We start from the raw sequence: 21,389 nt of genomic DNA, 5'->3' as shown, positions 1-21,389 counted from the left end.
GCAACGAGTCCTTCGCCAGTTGAAGCCCACAATGGACTCCTGCCCTAATCCACTACACCCACCTCACCGCCTACTGCTCGTTCATCAAATGCCGTTTGGCAAACTTGATGTACTGGGTCCAATCAAACTCGGTTACCGAGTGTCCGCCCGAGCGGATGTGGTAACCGATACTACCTTGGCTCGGTTCATCCACCGCTGGCATTTCATCGGCTGGCAGCCCTTCGCGACCGAGAAGCTCGTAAACCGGCGTGGCGTGTTTCGCGGCAAGGAATTCGCCTCGTGGATCAGCCCAGGTGTCCTCCACCGCACTCGCGACGTACACCGGACGCGGCGCCATCAACGCGATCAGCATGTGTTGGTCAAAGGGCAGTTGCGACTCGTTGTCGTTGTATTTGAGAAAGTTGTCGCAGAACCAATGTGGGAATGAGGTATTGATACGCGCCACCGATTCACCGATCCGGCGGCGTGAGATCGCGGCGCCACCACAGCCCGAATTATTCGAGATCACTAGCGCAAAACGCTCGTCATTCGCGCCGGCCCACAGCGACGTCTTACCCAACCGCGAGTGTCCCATCACGGCCACGCGGGTCTCGTCGATCTCGGGGACCGTGCCAAGGAAATCGAGCACGCGGCTGAGTCCCCATGCCCAGGTTGCGATCGATCCCCATTGGTCCGCAGCGGGTTTGTCGGGAAACGCGGCATGGACGCCGTTTTCAAATCCATCGTCCACATCAGGATCGACATCGCCGTAATAAAGCGTTACCAGGGCAAAGCCATTGTCGATGATTTTTTCGACCGCCCAACGTGATGCGGCGCTGCCACGATCTTCCTCGCGAGCTCGGTTGTCTGGTTTGCTGCGAACCCAGTTCTTCGTTAATGGAATATCAGCATCATCCAGCACGGTGTGATTGCCATGAAAGTTATAGGCCAAGAAAGCAGGTGCCTGCTGCGAGTCTGTGGGCATCACCACGAGTAAGTTCAGATCGCGACCGGCAAGCGTGATGACTGGTTGCCACATCGTCGCCTTGCCGCCGAGCACTTGTTTCCGCGTTCCGGCATCCTTCACTGAGATTGCATTGAATTTGTCGGTCGGGACCTTGCCGAACATCTCCGCTGCGAACTGTTCGAGGATCTGTTTGCGGCGAGCAGGCCACTGCGCCGCCGACTCAATTCCGGCCAGCGGATCAGGCAGCGTATAAGCGGGGATTTTCGACTCGTCGTAATTCGGTTTAGCGTCTTGTGCGATCGCGATGTGGGCGACGCCAATCGTTAACGCGAGAATCAGGCAACTGCGATATCGCATCATATTTACGCTTGTCCTTCAAAAGTGGTGCTGGTTCTTGATTATTAACCGTTCGTGGCCCCGTAGAGTTTAGTCGAAACTCGCCTCGTTCTCTTGGTGGCTCAAAGCGGTTTCCAAAAACCGATAGGCCGCTTCTCGCATCTCGTCTGGGAAGTCGTGATCACAATCAGGGTGACGTACCTGCAGCTGATCGGCTTTCCCGAACAGTTGATAGACGGGACGAGCCGCTGCGGCGATTCGATCGACGCTGTCGGCACGGAAATTACTGTCGCCGGTGGGAGCGACAATCAGCACCGCTCGCGGGGCGATCGCGGCAATCATCTCATGGAAGTCAAACGGGATTTCTTCGAGTCGTCCTCGGTAGTTTCGCAATCGTGGCATGTAACGTGTTTGTGTCCATCCCTGTTCTGGCAACCATTTCGCCGGGTCACCCTCAAAATAATCCACGTAGGAATCGAGTCCACAGCTGGAAACGACTGCCTTGATCCGTGGATCAAACACCGCCGTATAGACCGCATTGTGTCCGCCCAGCGAATGACCGATCGCACCGATCGGTTGGTCATCGACAAAGGGAAGTGATTGCAGCAGGTCGATCCCGCGGAGATTGTCCCAGACCGCCTTTAGCGTCCCGCTTTGCCAACCGCCAGCCTGCAAGTCGGGTTGGTAATTGGCGAGCAGTGGATAGCTGGGTGACAGCGTGACAAAGCCGCGCTCGGCAAGTTCCATCGCATACTGGCGGTTCGCTTTTCCGCCTAATCCCACAACAACGCCATAGCCAATCTGGGCGTCGGTCGGGTGTAAACAGATCACCGCCGGTCCCTTCGTGCCGCTTTCTAACAACGTTTTAGGAATACATAGATAGGCGGGCGTCTCGCAGTGTGGTTCGCTTTGGTAAGTGATTCGGCGTCGCAGATACGACCCGCAATCGACTTCCTCGATGACCCGGTATGACGGAGCTTCGCGTGGTGCATCTTCGACGGGCAGCGTCCCCATCACGCTTTGCATGGCCGCAACGATTTCGTCTCGCCGCCGCTGCCACTGGGCGATCGACTTGACCGGACGCGCGGTTCCGTTGTCGTCGTGGTACTGCAGCAGTACATCGCGAGGCAGCGATCGGCGAGCCGCGTCGACTTCAGCGGCATCGTGGTCCGTCGCGATCGCGACACTGGCAAACATCAGCAGAGCACCGCCAACGCAGTAGTTCACTCGTTTCATGGGTCGCTAGCTCATTCAATACAAGTCATTTGCACCGATCCTTTGCAGCATCCGTGTCAGTGGAGACTCATCGTAATCGATCTCGACAATTGGATGTTGGACACGAGTCAGTCGGAGCGTGAGTCTCACTCTTCGGATGTTTCAAACATCGCAGTAAATCGTCTTTGCATCTCTTCGCTAGAAACCTGTTCGATCGTCGACCCGAGTAGCCACTCATGACCAAACGGGTCGAGTACTTTGGCTGCTCGTTCGCCGTAAAACTGGTCTTTCGGTTCCATGACAAGTTTTGCGCCGGCATCGACAGCACGCTGAGTCATCGCGTCGACATCCTCGACATGCAAATGGATCGACGACCCTGATCCGCCAAACGCCTCGGGGCCCTCGATGCCGTATTCAGGATACTCGTCCGATATCATCACGGTGTAAGAACCAAATTTCAGTTGAGCATGGCCAATGCGTCCGCTCGGCTCGGCGAGCCGAAATTCTTCGGTTGCACCAAAGACGCTTTGGTAGAATTCGATGGCCGCGTTGGCGTTCCGCACTCGCAGATACGGGAAAACGTCGATGATTTTATTGGTGCTCATGAATGGACTCGCGATTGGGGAAGGGACTCCACTGCGATGGTCACAGCAAGGTATAGTGGAACCTGTCCCTGTCTGCCGAGCAAGCGAGAAAGCGAAATCGTGTATTCTATAGACCGCCGCGTCGCGACCGGCACGCGTCCACTGGTGACCGCACTTCGCTTCTGGTGCTTACCCCAACCGTCAAAAATGAAAACGAAAATTACTGCTGCTCCGAAGAACGTGGGAGCAATGAAGGTCGTGGATCGATGCTTGATCCAGCGTTCCGGTCGCGGGGCGATCAGTGGCGATCCGCCAATTTCGGTTTCGACGTTACTCAAGGCATTGCCGGCGATGTGTTCTATGACCGCTCGATGGGGCATTGCTGCATTGGTGCTGCTTGGAATGACGATGCAGGTGAGCCACTGCATTGCCGCAGAAACGTTGACGGTCGTTTCCGATTTTGAAGGCGCGTCGGTCAGCGAAGTTCAGATCGACGAAGCGACGCGGAGCGTCAGTTTTATGCCCGGTGGCGATCCCGAACGAGGGTGGCCTTGTTGGTGGTACTTTCGCGTCGATGGAATCCAACCAGACGAGACGATCACGCTGCGGTTGCATGGATCAACCGCTACGGTTGGGAAACAGAAGCCATTGTCGGCTTCTTGGGCGATGCCCGCTCGCGCGACTTACTCGATCGATGGTGAAACTTGGCTGCACACGGACAAAGGGCATCGCGATGGACAGTGGATGACCTACACGCTAACGCCCGACGCCGCGTCGGTTTATGTTGCTTGGGGACCGCCCTATACGCCGACGATGGCCGAGTCATTCGTGCGTGCGTTGGCCGCAAAATCACAGCATGCCGAAGCGACCGAATTATGTCGTTCGCGAGAAGATCGCAGTGTTCCGATGCTTTACGTTCGAGAAGGAAATTTAGAAACGAAAAAGCGATTTGGAGTCTGGGTCCAGGCTCGCCAGCATGCTTGGGAAAGCGGTTCAAGTTGGGTGGCACAGGGCTTTGGTGAATGGTTGGTCAGCGATGACGCGAATGCGACTTGGTTGCGGCAGCATGGCGAGATTTTTCTGATCCCAATCATGGATGTGGACAACACTGCAACGGGCAATGGCGGAAAGAACGCGGTGCCCCATGACCATAATCGCGACTGGTCTCCGCAACCTCATTGGAACGAGATTATGGCGGCGCAGCGAAAGATCGGCGATCTCGTCGGGGAAGGTCGCATGGATGTGTTCTTGGATCTCCACAATCCTGGTCCCGGCGACGCAAGTTTCTTTTATGTGCTGCCGCGCGACATGCTTTCCGAGCCGATGCTTAGCCTGCGTGATCGCTTCATCGATTTGGCCTATGCAAGAATCAGCAAGATGAAACCGTTGATCCCGATGAGCAACAAGCCGAAGGTGACGGGGGCGAGTTATCATCCGCTCTGGCGTCAGATTAGTTCTAACTGGGTTAGCATGAATGGAAATCCGCATACGGTCAGTTTGTGTTTAGAGACGGTCTGGAATTCTGAAAACAGCACCACCGTTGGGTACCGAGCGGTCGGGGCAAACTTGGCTGCCGCCGTCCAAGATTATCTCGCCGAGCGTCCCGCGAAATAGTAAGTCGGAGAATTTGTGAATGCATCGTGATCTCGATCCTAGCGACACCGCACAAACGCCCCCTTTTGATGCCACCGCGATCACGCGGCCTGACGATTCGTTGCTGGTCTACTATTTCATCATTTCGGTGCTGACCACCATCGGGTTTCCGATTGTGTTCCTACCGCTGTTCATCCGCTTCAAAACGCTGCAGTATCGCTTTGACGAGCAAGGCGTGTCGATGTGTTGGGGCTACTTTTTTCGGCGTGAGGTCTATTTGACCTATGCTCGGCTGCAAGATATTCATGTCACTCGCAACATCATCGAACGTTGGATGGGGCTGGCCAAGTTGCCGATCCAAACCGCATCGGGTGCCTCGGGGGCGACGATGAAGATCGAAGGCATTCGGGACCCTGAACCGCTGCGAGATTTTCTGTATCTAAAAATGCGTGACGTGAATGACGAGATTGATTCGGAATCCGAGTCGGACAGCGCGAGCACCGAGTTGCTGCGAGAGATTCGTGACGAGTTGAGAAAGTTACGCATCCAGCGTGAGGCGAATCGATGAGTCATGTTGTCGAGAGGTCGGCCGAGTGGATTTATCGTGGCATTTGGCGAATCTTGGTCGAGTGGTTTCGTGTTCCTGACAAGCCGCCGATGCTACCGAGTGCAATGCAAGGCGAATTGCGGGTGTTTCATCCGTCGCGTCGTTTTTTGACGTATTTGAAGGTGGTTTTTTGGTTGGCGTTGGTGCTGATCGACGCTTTGATTCTGGCCGGTTGGATGGTGCTCTATTGGCAATCTGCCTTTTGGGCTTGGGTTTTGGCGCTACCGGCACTCACGCTGGCAATCGTGCCAGACATCATCGCCTACATCGCACTGCATCTGATGTATGACACGATTTGGTATGCGGTGTCAGAGCGAGGGGTTCATCTTCGCCGCGGGATTTGGGTGATCACCGAGCATACGATTTCGATCGCGAATATTCAAAATGTTTCGATCACTCGTGACCCATTGGAGCAGATCTTGGGGATCGCGACGTTGGTGGTCGAAACCGCAGGTGCCTCGGCAGCCGAGGATGCGAACTCGTTGAGCGTGGGGAATCGCGTCATCATGGTCGGACTGGATAACGCCAACGAGATTCGCGAGTTGCTGATGTCCAAGGTCGGCGCAAGCCGATCGAGCGGTCTAGGGGATCCGCCGGACATCAGGCCGTCAATGCAGTGGAGTGCCACCGATCTCGCCCTACTGCGAGAGATCCGGGACGAAGTAAAAGCGATTCACCTCGCCTGAGCAGGGCTTGGAAGAGATAGTGTGTTGCATGGCACCTCTCCCGAGCTTCCGCTTGGGAGAGTTCAGGCGGGCCCTTTAGGCCTCGTCCGGGTGAGGGCCGACCGCGCAACGGAGCTTGCAGCAGGCCACTGGCTTGCTCGGTCTGCCCTCACCCGAGCAATCGCTGAAGGCTCTGCTCGACCTCTCCCAAACTCCGTTTGGGAGAGGTGACATGCGGCAAGTCACCTCTCCCGAGCTGCCGCTCGGGAGAGGTCGGGCGGGCCTTTTAGGCCTCGTCCGGGTGAGGGCCGACCGCGCAACGGAGCTTGCAGCAGGCCACTGGCTTGCTCGGTCTGCCCTCACCCGAGCAATCGCTGAAAGCTCTGCTCGACCTCTCCCAAACAAAGTTTGGGCGAGGTTACATGCGGCAAGCCACCTCTCCCGAGCTTCCGCTTGGGAGAGTTCGGGCGGGCCCTTTAGGCCTCGTCCGGGTGAGGGCCGACCGCGCAACGGAGCTTGCAGCAGGCCCCTGGCTTGCTCGGTCTGCCCTCACCCGAGCAACCGCTGAAAGCTCTGCTCGACCTCTCCCAAACTGCGTTTGGGCGAGGTGACATGCGGCAAGCCACCTCTCCCGAGCTTCCACTCGGGAGAGTTCGGGCGAGCCCTTTAGGCCTCGTCCGGGTGAGGGCCGACCGCGCAACTGAGCTTGCAGCAGGCCACTGGCTTGCTCGGTCTGCCCTCACCCGAACAATCGCTGAAGGCTCTGTTCGACCTCTCCCAAACAAAGTTTGGGCGAGGTGACATACATTTGCCTCCGGCCTTGAGATTCGCACGATCAAGTACGATTCCCTACCTCTTGGCGTTGGCCGAGGTCAGCTTGACGGGCATCTCCGGCAGCGCCTGCAGGAATGCTCGTCCGTAGGGTTTGCTTTCTAACCGCGGATCCAAGACGACGACCATTCCCTTGTCTTGTTGGGTGCGAATCAATCGTCCAAATCCTTGTCGAAATTTGATGATTGCTTCGGGCAATTGATAGTCGTTAAACGGATTGCGGCCACTGGCCCGGATCGCTTCCAATTTGGCTTCCAACAGAGGATGGTCGGGCACGGAGAATGGCAGCTTGGTGATGATGACGTTCGTCAGCGCTTCACCGGGAACATCAACCCCCTGCCAAAAGCTGTCGGTGCCAAACAGCACCCCTTTGGGATTGCGGCGAAACGCGTCCAATAGTTGCGTACGATTCTGAGTCCCCGCCTGGCTGTACAGCAGCAATTCGTTTTCAGCCAGCCATGGCGTCAACGCCGTGGCACATCGCTTTAATAAGTCGTAGCTCGTGAACAGCACAAACGCGTGTCCGTCGCTATGGCGAACAAAGCGTTTGATCTGATCGGGAAGTGCCTTTTCGAACTCGGCACGCTCTTTTGATGGATCCGGAAGTCCGCGGACGACCACCAATTTTGCTTGCTCTTTGTAATCAAACGGGCTGCCCACGCGGAGTGATAAACCACCCGTCAATCCAACTCGCGAACGATAAAAGTTGAACTTGTCATCGTTGCCAGTCGCCAGCGTCGCGCTGGTCATCACGACGCTGCGGATCATTTTGCTTTGAAACAATTGTTCGCGAAGCGTCGCGCCGACATCGATCGGCGATGCCGCTAATGTGACTCGGTCCAATCCGCGACGCGAACCGCTGCGTTCGAGCCAATACACCGCGCCGTCCAGATCGTGATTGATCCATTGCCGCAACCCCCCAGCGAGCGCCATCATGCGATCGTGAGCCGACTCAAAATCCTTTTTCTCGGATTCATCCTTCTGACCTTCTGCCTGCTCCAGCAATGATCTCGCGAGCGCTTCCATCGGTTGGCTGACGCGATTGTCGACCACGCCGGGGTGCATCACGCGCCCATTGCGAGTGCCCGAATTTTCCCACCAATCCAGGATGTCGGCAAACAGGTTGGTGGCGGCAAAGCGGCAGCGTTCGAGTTGCTTTTGAAGCCCTAGCAATTGTTTGTCGACCAGCAGCCCTTTTTGCGTGCGGTCGTTGTACAGTTTGTCAAACAGGTAATCGAATTGGCCGCTGGTCAACCGGATCCCTAGATGGTCCCCCGCAACGGCTTCGATCGTGTGACATTCGTCCAGAATGACGGCGTCATAATCCGGCAAGATCGAAACGCCTTGTTGCCGTAGGGCCAGATCGCTGAAGAACATCGCATGATTTACGATCATCAATTCGGCGTTGTTGGCACGTCGTCGCGCCTTGAAATAAAAGCAATCCTTAAAGTGCGGGCATTTTCGGCCCAGGCAATTGCCGGTATCGCTTTTCATTTCGTCCCAGACCGACGAGTCGGGGCGATTGGGGATCGTCGATAGCGAGCCATCGTTGGTCACTTCGGCCCATTTCAGTACCCCGCGAACTTGTTCGTACTGGATTTCGTTGGCCAACAGCGAAGTCATCTTCGCGGCGGTGCGGTTCATTCGCCGCAGCGACAGATAATTCGAGCGGCCTTTGACAAGCACCGAGGAAAATTCGCGAGGAATGACGCTGTTCAGCAGCGGGATGTCTTTGTGGATCAGCTGTTCCTGCAGGCTGATCGTGTGCGTCGAGATCAGGATTCGGCGTTTGCGACCGGGGTCGTTTTCGTCTTCGACATCAAGCAGCGGTTTCTCGGCCTGCCCTTGCTGCTCTGTCGCAAACAAGATCGCGGGAACGAGGTAGGCAAAACTTTTGCCGGTGCCGGTGCCCGCTTCAGCGATCAGATGTTGGTCGCTGCGAAGCGCCTTTTCCACCTTGCGTGCCATCGCAAGTTGTTCGGGCCGCGGCGTAAAATTCTTCAAACGCCGGGAAATACTGCCGTCCGCACCCAGGATCGATTCGGATTGAAGATTCTCAGACAACGAAGCAGGTCACTTGGAGCGAAGGGATAATGGGATGGACGAATCGCGAACGCTTCAAAATAACAGTCTCGCGAAGTTTGGGCGAGCGCCAACGATTCAGTTTAACCGGCGGACCGGCGGCAGAGGTCTCGTTTCCAAAAGACGGATTGGGGTTTCGGAAAGGTGGATTGGGACGCAGCCCCCACTTAATCATGCTTGCATGGTTGCATCACGGCGCAGCAGCCCTTGTAATGATCCTGGTCCATCGCCTTGCTTCCATCTGTGCCGAGTGATTTATGAGCCTTCATCGTCAGCCCTGTCCTTCGTGTGGTCGAGAACTTGAATTGCCCGCCGAGGCGGTTGGACGTTTGGCAAAGTGCCCTGCTTGTGAAGCGACTTTTCGGATTGGAGAGAATGGGGGGAATCCAGCGAGTGCCGCGCCGAGTTCGGGGCGGTCGGATTCGGTGAAACCTGACTCGGCGACCTCGGATCCAACCCCACCCGAGGCCACCACGCTCACCCCGGTGCCGCCTGCACCGCGTAGACCGCCCGCGTCGAGCGACTCGGCTAATTTTGCTGGCAGTGAAAACCCGTTTCAGTCCCCCATTGCGAGTTCAAGCGAATCGACGGGATCCGCCAGCGGTCGCCCGGTCAATCCCTATCAAGCGACGTCGTACTCGGCCGAACCCGTGCTTCAGTTAGGTGAAACCGAAATCGTCCAGCGTCCGATCGAAGACATCTTTTCGCCCACCTTGGCGATCTTTGGGGCGCGTTGGTCGCCGCTGATTTTGGCAACCCTGATCTTGGCGGTCGCGATCGGCTTGATCGTCGGGGTGCCATTTTTGTTGCTGTCGATCGTAGGCGGCATGATTGACAACGGTGCGTTACCTAACGCAGGTCCCATTCTGGCGATCGGGATGTTTTTGTTCTTTCCGCTTATGGCCTTTCTTAGTTGCTATACCACCGTGGGGTTTGCGCGTGTCGCGCTTGCGGTAGCCCGCAATCAACCGAGTCCGCTTTCGGAATTAATGCCGCCGATGAGAATTGTATTTCGCTTTGCCGGAGGATTGATTGCCTTGCTGTTCAGTATGGCCGCGCTCAGCGTGGTGGTGATGGTCGTGATCGGTTTGGTGGGCAGTTTCGAAGGTGGTCAGGTCATCGCGTTCGGGCTTGCGATCCTGGCGATGATCGTGGGGACGGTCGTCATGATTGCCGCCCAGTGGTTGCTATGGCCTTGGATTTTTGTTGTCAGCGACGGCAGGACATCCGCACTGGGATCGATTCGCGTGGGCTACCACATCACGATGAGCAACAAGATTACATCGTTGTTGATGGTGATCGTCGCGACCGTGTTGTCGATGGCCGGTTCGGCAGCCTGTTACGTAGGGCAATTCGTGACGGCGCCCTTGACGATGTTGCTGTTTGCTGTCGGCTATTTGTTGTTAACCAATCAAGCGATTGATAATCCCAAAGACTCGATCGCCCCCTACGTGCCTCCCTCTTATCCACCCCAACAAAATTGAGTTTGAATTCCATCACCCAAGTCTGGGCCGACGTCGGCGGCACATTTACCGATTGTTTCGTTGTCAGCGGCGGCGTGCGTCGTTCGGTCAAAGTGCTGAGCAGCGGGAAGGTCCGCGTGAAAACGCGGCGATGCGAGCAATCGAAACACGAATTTGAACTCGAGTCCGATACGACCGAACATCCACTGCCCGATCATTTTTGGAACGGATGTCGGGCTTCGTGGTTACGCAGCGATGGAACCGCCGTCGAAATCGGGACGGTCACCGGTTTTGAGGTGTCCAAGAACCGTATCACGATCGATGGCGGCGAACATGTCGCGGCGGAGTTCGCAAGTGTCGCCGGATCGTTCGTCTTAGAGTTGGATGCTCAATTGGAAGCCCCGGTGCTGGCGACGCGATTGTTGCTTGGGTGTCGACTTAGCGATCCACTGCCCGCATTGGCGGTTCGGCTAGGGACCACTCGCGGCACCAATGCGTTGCTGACCCGCACGGGGGCCAATACCACGCTATTGGTGACCGAAGGTTTCGCGGATGTGCTGCGAATTGGCGAGCAGGATCGGCCTGAGTTGTTCGCGTTGGCGATTCAGAAACACGATCCGCTTACCGAGCAGGTCGTCGAGGTGCGCGAGCGAATCGACGCCAAGGGCAACGTGTTGCGTCCGCTCGATGAGTCGGCGCTGCGTGAATCATTGTTGCAGGTCAAGGCGTCGGGGACCGAGTCGCTTTCGATTTGTTTGATGCACGCCCATGTCGATGACACGCACGAACGCATCGTCGAGCGGATGGCTCGCGAGTTAGGATTCGATCAGGTCAGCCGGTCGAGTGAGGTCGCTCCGCTGATCAAGTTGGTGTCACGCGCCGAAACGACGACGCTGGATGCTTATTTGAATCCGATTTTGGCGAGTTATGTTTCCCGGGTGTGGAATCAATTTGGCGGTCGTGATTCGTGTCGATTGCAAATGATGACCAGTGGCGGCAATTTGGTCGCGGGCGATACGTTTCGAGGACGCGATAGCGTTTTGTCGGGACCGGCCGGCGGAGTCGTGGCGCTTGGACAAGTCGCTAAGTCCGTGGGGGCCGCGTCGGCAATCGGATTGGACATGGGGGGAACGAGCACCGATGTCAGCCGGTACACGGGACAAGTGGGGCGATGTTACGAAGCACGCGTCGCGGGGTTGCGAGTGTTGACGCCGATGATGGACATTCGCACGGTGGCCGCTGGCGGCGGATCGATTTGTGATGTCGTGAACGGGCGAATGGTGGTCGGGCCCGCCAGCGCCGGGGCGGATCCGGGACCGGCGTGTTACGGACGCGGCGGGCCGCTAACGATCACCGATATCAACCTGCTGCTGAAACGGTTGCCGGTGGATCGGTTCCCGTTTCCGCTGGATGAAATGGCCGCCAAACGCCGGATCGAGGAAGTCGCAAAGCGGTTGCCTGATTCGGTCGAAATCCCCAGTCTGGAGACACTCGCCGAAGGCTTTTTGCAGATCGCTGTGACGCACATGGCCGAAGCGGTCCGCACCGTCAGCACGGCCGAAGGCAACGATGTGCGTCAGATGACATTGGTGGGGTTCGGTGGTGCGGCGGGCCAGCATCTGTGTCGTGTCGCCGATTCGCTAAAGATGAGCCAAATCATTGATCATCCTGACGCCAGTATGCTGAGCGCTCTGGGGATGGGACTGGCCGATATTGGCCGCGTCGTGACACGAGGCGTCTATGCAAAATTGGACGACGCAGCTTCCGAAGGGATCTCGCAGATCGCTGCAGAGCTTCGCAGCGAAGCGGACTCGATGATTGCCGAAGAAAACGTCGACCATGTGCCGGTCAAGTATTCGTTTGAATGTGATATTCGCTACCGAGGCACCGAGTCGTCGTTGCCGATCCCTTATCAATCGCTGGCGAACCAATCGGAAAACACTTCGGCTGCATCGCTTGCCCAGCGGTTCAACGACAAACACTTGCAAACCTTTGGGTACAACCAACCTGGCCGTGACCTTGAATTGGTGGCCGTTCGCTGCGAAGCCAAACTGTCACCATCAACGTCGCTTCAGCAGGACGCCGTGGTGAATTCGCCGGATGCGGACGCACACGAGCAACCGAAACGCTGGAGCGATTGCCGTCGGATCGAGCGATCGCAGCTGAGTGAAGGGGACACGATCACTGCGCCGACCATGGTCATTAGCAGCGATTCCACTTTGGTGGTCGAGCCTCATTGGGTCGGCAAGGTTTTAGCCGGCGGAGTGATCGAGTTGCGTCGCGAATCCGAGTCGGACTTTGGTCACGACGCCACTCCGGAAAACGATGCGGTGCTATTAGAAGTGGTGGCTCGGCGGCTGCAGGGGATTGCCGATTCGATGGGCGAGGTACTGCGCCGGACCGCTGTCAGCGTGAACGTGAAGGAGCGTCGCGATTACAGTTGTGCGGTGTTCCGAGGCGACGGGTCGCTGATCGCCAATGCCCCTCATGTTCCGGTTCACTTGGGAGCGATGGGGCATACAGTTCGACGATTAATCAGCGTCTATCCGTCGATGTCTGCGGGCGATTGTTATCTCAGCAACGATCCCTTTTCGGGCGGATCGCATCTGCCGGATATCACGGCAGTCACGCCGGTGTTTTGTGATCGAGCGGTCAAAAGTGGTCGGCCTGATTTCTTTGTGGCCTCAAGAGCTCATCACGCCGAGATCGGCGGTCGCACGCCCGGATCGATGCCGCCGGACGCCACTTCGTTGGCCGAAGAGGGAGTGCTGATTCGCGATTTTGCCATGGTTCGCGACGGAGTTCATTTCGAAGACGAGTTGAGGACGTTACTCAAGGGGGGGCGTTATCCATCGCGAAACGCCGAGGAGAATTTGGCTGATTTGGCGGCCCAGCGTGCTGCGGGCGAAGATGGCGTTCGGGCGCTCGTTGAGATGGCGCAAACCTATTCGGTGACGCAGATTGATTACTACATGCAGCGATTGTTGCAGGTCGCCGGTGATACCGCTCAAGCCTGGATTCGCACCCTTCCCGATCATCCGATGTCGTTTACCGATTCGCTGGATGACGGCACCGCGATCGCGGTCACGCTGTGTCGCCAAGATGATCGGCTGAAGATTGATTTTACTGGAACGGCTGCGGTTCACGCGTTCGGTTTCAATGCGACCAAGGCGATTGTGACCGCCGCTGTGCTTTACGTCGTACGGATGGTTTCGGGATCCAATTTGCCGCTGTGTGATGGAGTGCTTCGCGATATCGATTTGGTGATTCCCACGGGATTGCTAAATCCACCGGCCGATGAGGACCCGGCAAAATGTGCTGCGGTCGTCGCCGGCAATGTGGAAACGAGCCAGCGAGTGGTTGACGTGTTGTTGGGGGCGCTGGGCGTCGCGGCCGCGTCGCAAGGGACGATGAACAACGTGTTGATCGGAGATACTACGTTTGGTTTTTATGAAACCATCGGGGGCGGATCGGGAGCGACGGCCGAACAGGACGGCGCCGATGCGGTCCACACGCATATGACCAACACTCGGATCACCGACCCCGAAGTGATGGAGAGCCGATTGCCGCTGCGATTGCACCGGTTTGCGATCCGCCATGGCAGCGGCGGCGCAGGACTTCACCGTGGTGGTGACGGCATGATTCGCGAGTTCGAGTTTCTAAAACCGCTGACACTGTCGTTGATCACCGGTCGACGAACGCGTCCTCCGTATGGTGCGGCCGGAGGGGGCGACGGTGCGGTAGGCCAAAACACGCTGGTGCGATCAGGGAAATCCGAGTTGCTACCATGGGCAGTTTCGATTCAGGTTGACGCTGGCGATCGTTTGATCATCGAGACCCCCGGCGGTGGCGGTTGGGGAGGCGAAGAGGTTGGTTGATTCGGGAATCCGTAGCGAGTCGCTTGTGAGAAATAATCACGATAGTGAGGTTTAATCCGCATTATCAGGCGATAACGGTTAAGTGAACGAACACTTGGACCGCTTTTGCTTCGTGGCGGCTTCCGCAGACGTTATAATACAGCCCACGCCCACCTATGCTCTGCGTCGATCCCCCAAGCCAATTTCGACGCTCTTCGCACCAAAATCCGGATCCCTCCTTCGCCAGGAAAGCCATCCATGATTCATGCTCGAATCGCTATCTGTTTTTGGCTCGTATTTCCGCTCGCCTCAGTAGCTTATTCGAAGACCATTGATTTTGGCCGCGACGTACGTCCCATTTTGTCGGATCACTGTTTCGCTTGTCACGGGCCCGACGAAGAGCATCGTGAAGCGGATTTGCGTTTGGATACGTCCGAGGGGGTGTTGGGAGCGGTCGAGCCCGGCGAGCTCGACAACAGCGAATTGATCACGCGGATTCTATCCGATGACGCTGACATGCTGATGCCGCCGCCAAAGTTTGGGAAGCCACTCAGCGGCGAACAAATCGAAACGCTCAAGCAATGGGTCGATCAAGGTGCTGCGTATAGCGAGCATTGGGCATTTCAGACGCCTCAGAAAACCACGGTTGATGGTCGCGAGATCCGTACGGCCAGCACCGCGATTGATGCGTTTATCAACGCCGAATTGGAACAGGTCGGGCTGGAACCCAACGGGCCTGCCGATCGCCGAACGCTGTTGCGACGAATTTGTTTCGATCTGACCGGTTTGCCGCCGTCTGATCGCGATGCCGAGTCCTTCCTGAATGACACATCGCCGGATGCGGTCGAGCATTTGGTCGACCGTTTGTTGGCGTCGCACCATTACGGCGAACACATGAGCCGGTATTGGTTGGATTTGGTGCGATACGGCGATACCCACGGATTGCACTTGGACAATTACCGCGAAATGTGGCTGTACCGAGATTGGGTGATCAACGCATTCAATAGCAACATGCCGATGGACCAATTTATCACCGAGCAATTAGCTGGTGATTTGCTTCCGGATGCCACCGTTTCGCAAAAGATAGCCAGCGGTTTCAATCGCTTGAACGTTACCACCAACGAAGGCGGTTCGATTGTCGAAGAGGTGTTTGCACGCAACGTGATCGATCGCACGGATGCGTTTGGTACCGTTTTCCTGGGCCTGACAACCGGCTGCAGCGTGTGTCACGACCACAAGTTTGATCCGATCACCACGACCGACTATTACTCGTTGTCCGCCTTCTTTAACAGTCTGGACGGCAAGGCGATGGACGGCAACGTCAAAGATTCGGCGCCATCGATCAAAGTGCCTACGGCCGAACAAGCAAAAGAGATTGCTGAGTTTGACGAAACGCTGCGTGACATTCGCGAGCAGATGGATGGCCCCATCGAATCCGTCGATCAAGCTCAACTGGTTTGGGAACGCGGCCTCGGCAGTAGCGAACCGCCTGCGTGGACGGTTCTCGCCCCTGAATCGGCGGTGTCCGACGCCGAGGTGGAAATGAAAATCCGCGAGGATCATGCCGTCGAAGTCGTGGGCAAGGTCGCTGCCAAAGACACGACGACGATCCTCACTCCTTTGCCCGCCAACACGCCTTGGAGATCGTTGCGGTTGGAAGCACTGGTGAATTCGTCCGAGGAACGAGTCGGATTGTCATCCAACGGCAATGTGGTGTTGTCGGAAATCGTGCTGGAGATGCAACATGGCGACGATCCCGAGAACTGGATTCCCGTTCCGATTCGCGGTGCGATCGCCGATATCGAACAAACCAACGGCGCGTTCGCGGTCACCTATGCGATCGATGGTAAAATCAAGCCCAACGAAGGCTGGGCGGCAGCGGGACACGAGCAAACCGGTGGTCGAACCGCATGGTTCGATCTCGGCACGCTGTTAACCGAAACCGCCGATGCGAAGCTGCGGGTACAACTGAAGTACCAGTCACAGTTTTCACAGCATCAATTTCGCACGGTTCGCTTGTCGTTGTCCGAGACGATGCCGACCGCTCCGGAATCAAAACAAATTCAGCGAGGTCCGATTCACAGCATCGGTCCCTTTGCCGTCGCCACGACCGAACTGAGTTACGAGCAATCGTTTGCATCGCAAGCCGCCGCGTTCGATCCGAACCAAACCTTCACGTATGAGGGGAACCAGTTCCAATGGCAGCTGCGTGAGGACCTTGCCGAAGTCCGCGTGAATTCGCTTGAAACGGTGCCAGATCACGGCAGCGTGAATTTGTTGCACCAAACCGTGACGTCCCCGGTCGCACAAAAGACGACGTTGTTGCTGGGGACGAGCGATGGGCACGTCGTTTATCTCAATGGAAAACAGGTCGCAATCTCGCAAGGTTCGCAGGACATCGATCCGCTCGGTAAAGAGATCGAATTGGATTTGAAGCAAGGAGACAACGATCTGTATATCAAGGTGGTCAATCATGACGGCCCTTCGCTGGTTTGTTATGCTTATCGATCGCCGATGGTGCAGGTGTCTCCGTCGCTTGTGAAGCTGTTGGAAACGCCGGTGTCTGAACGCTCGGCGGCGGATCGTGAATCGCTGCGAACGTATTACCGCAGCGTCCATTGCACTCACCCCGATTGGCAAGTACTTGTTGATCAAGCCAAAGGGATCGCAGCCGCCAAGGAAAAAGTCGAGAGCGAATTTCCTACCACCTTGGTTTGGAAAGAACTTGAAAAGCCACGCAAAGCTCATATTTTGCTGCGTGGTGCCTATGACCAACTCGGGCCCGACGTTTCCCGGACGACGCCCGCGTTTTTGCCTGCGATGGAAGACAGCGATCCCAAAGATCGATTGGGATTGGCAAAGTGGTTGTTGTCCGACCAGCATCCGTTGACCTCACGCGTCGCGGTCAACCGGTTCTGGCAACAAATCTTCGGCACCGGGTTGGTGAAGACCAGCGAAGATTTCGGCAGCCAAGGCGAACAACCGAGTCACCCGGAATTGCTCGATTGGTTGGCAGTCGATTTTCGCGAACAGGGATGGGACATCAAACGATTGATGAAATCGATCGTGATGAGTGACACCTATCAACGATCGGCGAAAGCCGAGCCGATCCAATTGCAGGTCGATCCACGCAACCGTTTGCTGGCTCGCGGCCCGCGGTTCCGGCTCGATGGCGAGATGCTGCGGGATCAAGCGTTGGCGGTATCGGGATTGTTGGTGGATCAATTGGGCGGCCCCAGTGTGAAACCGCCACAACCTGCGGGGCTCTGGTTGGCGGTGGGCTATTCCGGAAGCAACACGGTTCGATTCAAAGCTGATGAAGGCGACAAGATCTATCGACGCAGCGTCTATACGTTTTGGAAACGGACCAGTGCACCGCCGCAATTGTCGACCTTTGACGCACCAAGTCGCGAATCGTGTATCGCTCGTCGCGAGCGGACCAACACGCCGCTACAAGCGTTGTTGTTGATGAACGAGACTCAGTTTCTCGAAGCCGCGAAACAATTGGGGCGGCAAATCACCGAGCGATCCGATCTGCAAACCGCCGAAGAAAAGATCCAGTGGGTGTTCGAGCGAGTAACGATGCGGCCCGCCTTGGCCGCGGAAACAAGCGAATTAACTCAGTTGGCCGAGGATTTGATGCAGCACTATGCATTGCAGCCCGAAGCTGCCGAGAAGTTGGTGGGGACATCGTCGGCGGAATTGGCGGCCTGGACGATGGTTTGCAGCACGCTATTGAACCTGGATGAAGTGTTAAACAAGTAGCGTGTTAAACAAGTAGCCCGGTCGAGTGAGTGGCAGCACGCCGAAAACGAATTCAGCCAAACCGTAAACAAGAGAACGATCATGCAAACGAATCCGCATTGGGAACAAATGACGCGGCGAGCTTTTTTCTCGCGATCGTCGGCCGGGATCGGTGCTGCGGCATTGGCGTCGTTGGACGCATCGGCGGCACCCGCAGCGGCGGCCAATCGCGGCGCGGTCGGAGGGCTGCCGAATTTGCCTCATCATGAACCCAAGGCTCGGCGGGCCATCTATTTGTTCATGTCCGGGGCGCCGAGCCAGATGGACATGTGGGATCACAAGCCGGCGATGGCGGATTGGTACGACAAGGATTTGCCCGAGTCGATTCGCAAAGGGCAGCGGTTGACCACGATGACCAGCGGTCAGGCTCGCTTTCCCATCGCCCCGAGCATTTACAAGTTTTCGCCGCATGGGGCCGCCGGAACGATGGCTAGTGAGCTGATTCCTCACATGGCCAGCAAAGTCGACGATATAGCCTTGATCAAATCGATGTATACCGAGGCGATTAATCATGATCCCGCCATCACCTACATTTGTACGGGCAACCAATTGCCCGGCAAAGCGAGTCTCGGGTCGTGGCTGAGCTACGGTTTAGGAACCGAAAACGAGAATTTGCCCGCGTTTATCGTGATGACCGCTTCGTGGACTGGACGCAAAGAAGCGCAAGCCCTTTACAACCGATTGTGGGGCAGCGGGTATTTGCCGAGTAAGTATCAAGGGGTGGCACTGCGAAGCAGCGGCGATCCGGTGCTGTATTTGTCCAATCCCGATGGCGTCGACCCGGCGGTGCGTCGCCGGATGCTCGATTCGCTGTCGCGGCTCAATTCCGCAACGGCGGACCGACTCGGCGATCCGGAAACGCATGCGCGTATCGCTCAGTACGAGATGGCGTTCCGGATGCAGACCAGTGTGCCTGATTTGACCGACATCAGCGATGAACCGAAATACATTCTCGATCTGTACGGCCCTGACGTGACGACGCCGGGAACGTTTGCGAATTGTTGTTTGATGTCGCGGCGGATGGCGGAACGTGGCGTCCGTTTTACCCAAATTTTCCATCGAGGATGGGACCAACACGGGGCGTTGCCGAAGGATCTGCCGAATCAATGTCGCGACGTCGACCAGCCCTCGGCGGCGCTGTTGACGGATCTGCGACAGCGGGGGATGCTGGACGATACGCTGGTGGTATGGGGCGGTGAATTTGGCCGTACGATTTATTGCCAGGGCGGATTAACGAAGACCAATTATGGTCGCGATCATCATCCCAAATGCTTTACCGTTTGGCTGGCCGGCGGTGGGGTCCAAGGAGGGGTGGTGCATGGCGAAACCGACGAATTTAGCTACAACGTGGTCAAAGACCCCGTGCACATTCATGACCTGAACGCCACAATCTTACATCTAATGGGGATTGATGATCAGCGGTTTACGTATCCATTTCTTGGTCTTGATCAACGTTTAACAGGGGTCGAAGAAACCCGAGTGGTGAGTGAGATCTTGAGTTGATCGGCTCGCCGTCTGTCAAAAACTCTCATCCACACGATCTACTTTGCAAAACGAAACACTTATTGCCCTGCTAGGCCCGTCCGCGGATCCCGTTGCGGCGGGTTGGCGATTAAGAGAACTTGCCGAAAACGATTCTTACCAAGGCGCGGATCTGATCTCGCAGCTGAGCGAGCAAGACGACCTCGTGCGTCGCTCGGATCCCGCGATCTTAGGCGGACTGCTGCATGTCGTGCACGGCCGCGTGATTCGAGCGGCCGCAGAGAGTCGTGGCGAATCGTTTGCCGAAGTGGATGCCGAACACATCCGGCGACTCGATCAAGCATTGCCCGAGGCGACTCCGAATCGTCACTTGCTTTTGCAGTTGTTGGCGATGATCCAATCCGATCAATCGCTAGCCGTATTGATGGATCGGTTAGAGCAGTCGCCGCCGCAAAAGTGGATGGACGCGGCTCAGGCGATCAGCCCGCTGATGCAAAATCGTCAGTGGAAAATCGGACTCGTGTTCCCGCGGCTGCTGCAGTGTTTGCAATACCCATCGTTGGCGGCACCAACATTGGATCTGGCCAATTTCTTGGTGCGAGAACGCAACGTGTCGCCGCATCCGGCGGCTGAAAACCTAGCGATGCTCAATCACTTGTTGGGCGAAGTCAGCAATCGGTTGGGCCGATTCGAAGAGAATCCTCACGCCTTTGGTGACGACGTCGAAACGGTGCAAGCGACGTTGGGCGAGGCGGTCTCGTTGGCGGTATCGCTGTGTGACGCAGTCGGGTTGATCGGCGACGAATCGTCGATTGGAAAATTGAACCAGACCGTTGAATTAAAACATCGCCGGGTGCAGTGTGAAGCCGCCGGAGCGCTGGCACGATTGAAAGATGAACAAGGCATCAAGCGGTTGTTGGAATTGACGGCCGATCCCGCCGCCCGACTGCGAGCGATCGCGTATGCCGATGAACTTGGATTAGGAGATCAGATTAATCCCGAATTGCGATCCGATGTCGCCACGGCCGAAGCAGAGATGTCATTGTGGTTGACTCAGCCGCAACAAATGGGGGTGCCACCGACATCGCTCGAAGTGGTTGATTCGCGGCGGATGTTGTGGCCGAGTTTTACTGATCGCGTCGATGTCCATCTGGTGCGATTCGAATACAGTTTCGGCGAGAAAAAATATAGTAATGTTGGTATCACCGGGCCGGTCACCTTTGCATTTTCCAGCGACGTCGCCGATCTTCCGCTCGAAGACATTTATGCGATCTATGCGGGGTGGCACGCGGAACACCCTGAGATTTTTGCGATCCCGGCAGATCAGTTCAACGTCGCTCAACAACGTGCGATGAAGGACTACGTCAAGCATCTCGAATCATTAGAATACGAAGAGATCAAACCGGCGCTGCTCGGTTTTTTCTTGGATGAACAAGCGGGGGTATTCAACGCCGTTCGCGACTCGACCGAATGTGTCGTGGTGACCGATGGCTTGGAAACGATCGACCAAGCGGTTGCGGGGCGAGCGCGGCCGTTGACGCCCGGGGACGTATTCAATCTGTACAAGGGACGCAAGATGCTGCGGACCTTCAATCCTTCGTCGGACGTGTGATGGCAATCAAATTAGGTCCTATCCAGGATGCGGAAAATCGAATCAAGCGAGATTTCACCGAGTTTTCGCGGCTCTGGAGTGAGGTCCGCCAAGATTGGCTCGACGACCGCTGTCGCCAATTCGAGCAGCAGCATCTGACGACGATCGGACCAAGTTTAAGCCGCGTTTCGGCCGCACTGCAAGAGTTTTGTGACGTGATTCGCCGCGCCGATGACGCACTTAAGGATGATCTGGTGAGCTCGGACAGGTTAGAATGAAGTGTTGGCTGTCCCCGAGAACCGTCCTTGTCAACTGCCTTGATTGACGCTGTCC

General features: G+C 56.6%; 13 protein-coding genes. 9 read left to right on the top strand and 4 right to left on the bottom strand.

The window, feature by feature from the left end; all coding sequences use genetic code 11:
* Positions 1-70: 70 nt before the first annotated feature.
* The 3 genes from ABEA92_RS22545 to ABEA92_RS22535 form a co-directional block, all read right to left on the bottom strand.
* Positions 71-1,306 carry a glucuronyl esterase domain-containing protein gene (locus tag ABEA92_RS22545; RefSeq protein ID WP_345686434.1) on the bottom strand — a complete coding sequence of 412 codons (1,236 nt, stop codon included), beginning with the start codon at positions 1,304-1,306 and terminating at the stop codon, positions 71-73.
* Between the two features lie 66 nt (positions 1,307-1,372).
* Positions 1,373-2,518 (bottom strand): alpha/beta hydrolase family protein, encoded by a 1,146-nt coding sequence (locus tag ABEA92_RS22540; protein ID WP_345686432.1) that lies wholly within the window; start codon positions 2,516-2,518, stop codon positions 1,373-1,375.
* A 125-nt stretch (positions 2,519-2,643) separates the two neighbouring features.
* A complete protein-coding gene (locus ABEA92_RS22535) occupies positions 2,644-3,102 on the bottom strand; it encodes a VOC family protein (protein WP_345686430.1) in 459 nt (152 codons plus the stop codon).
* Positions 3,103-3,288: 186 nt separating this feature from the next.
* Here ABEA92_RS22535 and ABEA92_RS22530 point away from each other — a divergent pair, with 186 nt between their 5' ends.
* The 3 genes from ABEA92_RS22530 to ABEA92_RS22520 are packed head-to-tail and all read left to right on the top strand — an operon-like array spanning position 3,289 to position 5,967.
* Positions 3,289-4,695, top strand: a complete 1,407-nt coding sequence (locus ABEA92_RS22530; RefSeq protein WP_345686428.1) for a M14-type cytosolic carboxypeptidase — start codon at positions 3,289-3,291, stop codon at positions 4,693-4,695.
* Between the two features lie 19 nt (positions 4,696-4,714).
* Entirely contained in the window at positions 4,715-5,242 is a 528-nt protein-coding gene (locus tag ABEA92_RS22525) for a PH domain-containing protein (RefSeq protein ID WP_345686426.1), read from the top strand.
* The gene (locus ABEA92_RS22520; protein WP_345686424.1) at positions 5,239-5,967 is read left to right on the top strand and encodes a PH domain-containing protein; all 729 of its coding nucleotides are present in this window, start codon (positions 5,239-5,241) and stop codon (positions 5,965-5,967) included. Before ABEA92_RS22525 ends, ABEA92_RS22520 begins: the two co-directional genes overlap by 4 nt.
* An 828-nt stretch (positions 5,968-6,795) precedes the next feature.
* Here the strand turns inward: ABEA92_RS22520 and ABEA92_RS22515 are convergent.
* The gene (locus ABEA92_RS22515; RefSeq protein ID WP_345686422.1) at positions 6,796-8,841 is read right to left on the bottom strand and encodes an ATP-dependent DNA helicase; all 2,046 of its coding nucleotides are present in this window, start codon (positions 8,839-8,841) and stop codon (positions 6,796-6,798) included.
* Between the two features lie 443 nt (positions 8,842-9,284).
* On the opposite strand from ABEA92_RS22515, the gene ABEA92_RS22510 reads away from it, so the two are divergent.
* The 6 genes from ABEA92_RS22510 (at position 9,285) to ABEA92_RS22485 (ending at position 21,334) form a co-directional block, all read left to right on the top strand.
* The gene (locus ABEA92_RS22510; RefSeq protein WP_345686420.1) at positions 9,285-10,343 is read left to right on the top strand and encodes a hypothetical protein; all 1,059 of its coding nucleotides are present in this window, start codon (positions 9,285-9,287) and stop codon (positions 10,341-10,343) included.
* Positions 10,340-14,200, top strand: a complete 3,861-nt coding sequence (locus tag ABEA92_RS22505) for a hydantoinase B/oxoprolinase family protein (RefSeq protein WP_345686418.1) — start codon at positions 10,340-10,342, stop codon at positions 14,198-14,200. The genes ABEA92_RS22510 and ABEA92_RS22505 overlap by 4 nt, the downstream gene beginning before the upstream one ends.
* A gap of 237 nt (positions 14,201-14,437) precedes the next feature.
* A complete protein-coding gene (locus ABEA92_RS22500) occupies positions 14,438-17,944 on the top strand; it encodes a PSD1 and planctomycete cytochrome C domain-containing protein (RefSeq protein WP_345686416.1) in 3,507 nt (1,168 codons plus the stop codon).
* 81 nt (positions 17,945-18,025) lie between these two features.
* Complete coding sequence (locus ABEA92_RS22495; RefSeq protein ID WP_345686414.1) at positions 18,026-19,486, top strand: DUF1501 domain-containing protein; 1,461 nt, start codon at positions 18,026-18,028, stop codon at positions 19,484-19,486.
* Positions 19,487-19,529: 43 nt separating this feature from the next.
* On the top strand, positions 19,530-21,077 hold the full coding sequence (locus ABEA92_RS22490) for a HEAT repeat domain-containing protein (RefSeq protein ID WP_345686412.1): 1,548 nt from the start codon (positions 19,530-19,532) through the stop codon (positions 21,075-21,077).
* Entirely contained in the window at positions 21,077-21,334 is a 258-nt protein-coding gene (locus ABEA92_RS22485; RefSeq protein ID WP_345686410.1) for a hypothetical protein, read from the top strand. Before ABEA92_RS22490 ends, ABEA92_RS22485 begins: the two co-directional genes overlap by 1 nt.
* The last annotated feature ends 55 nt before the right edge of the window (positions 21,335-21,389 follow it).

The organism is Novipirellula caenicola (genome assembly GCF_039545035.1).
Classification (GTDB): Bacteria; Planctomycetota; Planctomycetia; order Pirellulales; family Pirellulaceae; genus Novipirellula; species Novipirellula caenicola.
The sequence above is the reverse complement of the archived record's forward strand: the minus strand, read 5'-3'. Positions and strand labels throughout refer to the sequence as shown.

Excerpts from the sequence above, each read along its gene's own strand:
- ABEA92_RS22545 (WP_345686434.1), bottom strand. The coding sequence starts at position 1,306 with ATGATGCGATATCGCAGTTGCCTGATTCTCGCGTTAACGATTGGCGTC.
- ABEA92_RS22530 (WP_345686428.1), top strand. The coding sequence starts at position 3,289 with ATGAAAACGAAAATTACTGCTGCTCCGAAGAACGTGGGAGCAATGAAG.
- ABEA92_RS22535 (WP_345686430.1), bottom strand. The coding sequence starts at position 3,102 with ATGAGCACCAATAAAATCATCGACGTTTTCCCGTATCTGCGAGTGCGG.
- ABEA92_RS22495 (WP_345686414.1), top strand. The coding sequence starts at position 18,026 with ATGCAAACGAATCCGCATTGGGAACAAATGACGCGGCGAGCTTTTTTC.
- ABEA92_RS22525 (WP_345686426.1), top strand. The coding sequence starts at position 4,715 with ATGCATCGTGATCTCGATCCTAGCGACACCGCACAAACGCCCCCTTTT.
- ABEA92_RS22500 (WP_345686416.1), top strand. The coding sequence starts at position 14,438 with ATGATTCATGCTCGAATCGCTATCTGTTTTTGGCTCGTATTTCCGCTC.
- ABEA92_RS22540 (WP_345686432.1), bottom strand. The coding sequence starts at position 2,518 with ATGAAACGAGTGAACTACTGCGTTGGCGGTGCTCTGCTGATGTTTGCC.
- ABEA92_RS22485 (WP_345686410.1), top strand. The coding sequence starts at position 21,077 with ATGGCAATCAAATTAGGTCCTATCCAGGATGCGGAAAATCGAATCAAG.
- ABEA92_RS22520 (WP_345686424.1), top strand. The coding sequence starts at position 5,239 with ATGAGTCATGTTGTCGAGAGGTCGGCCGAGTGGATTTATCGTGGCATT.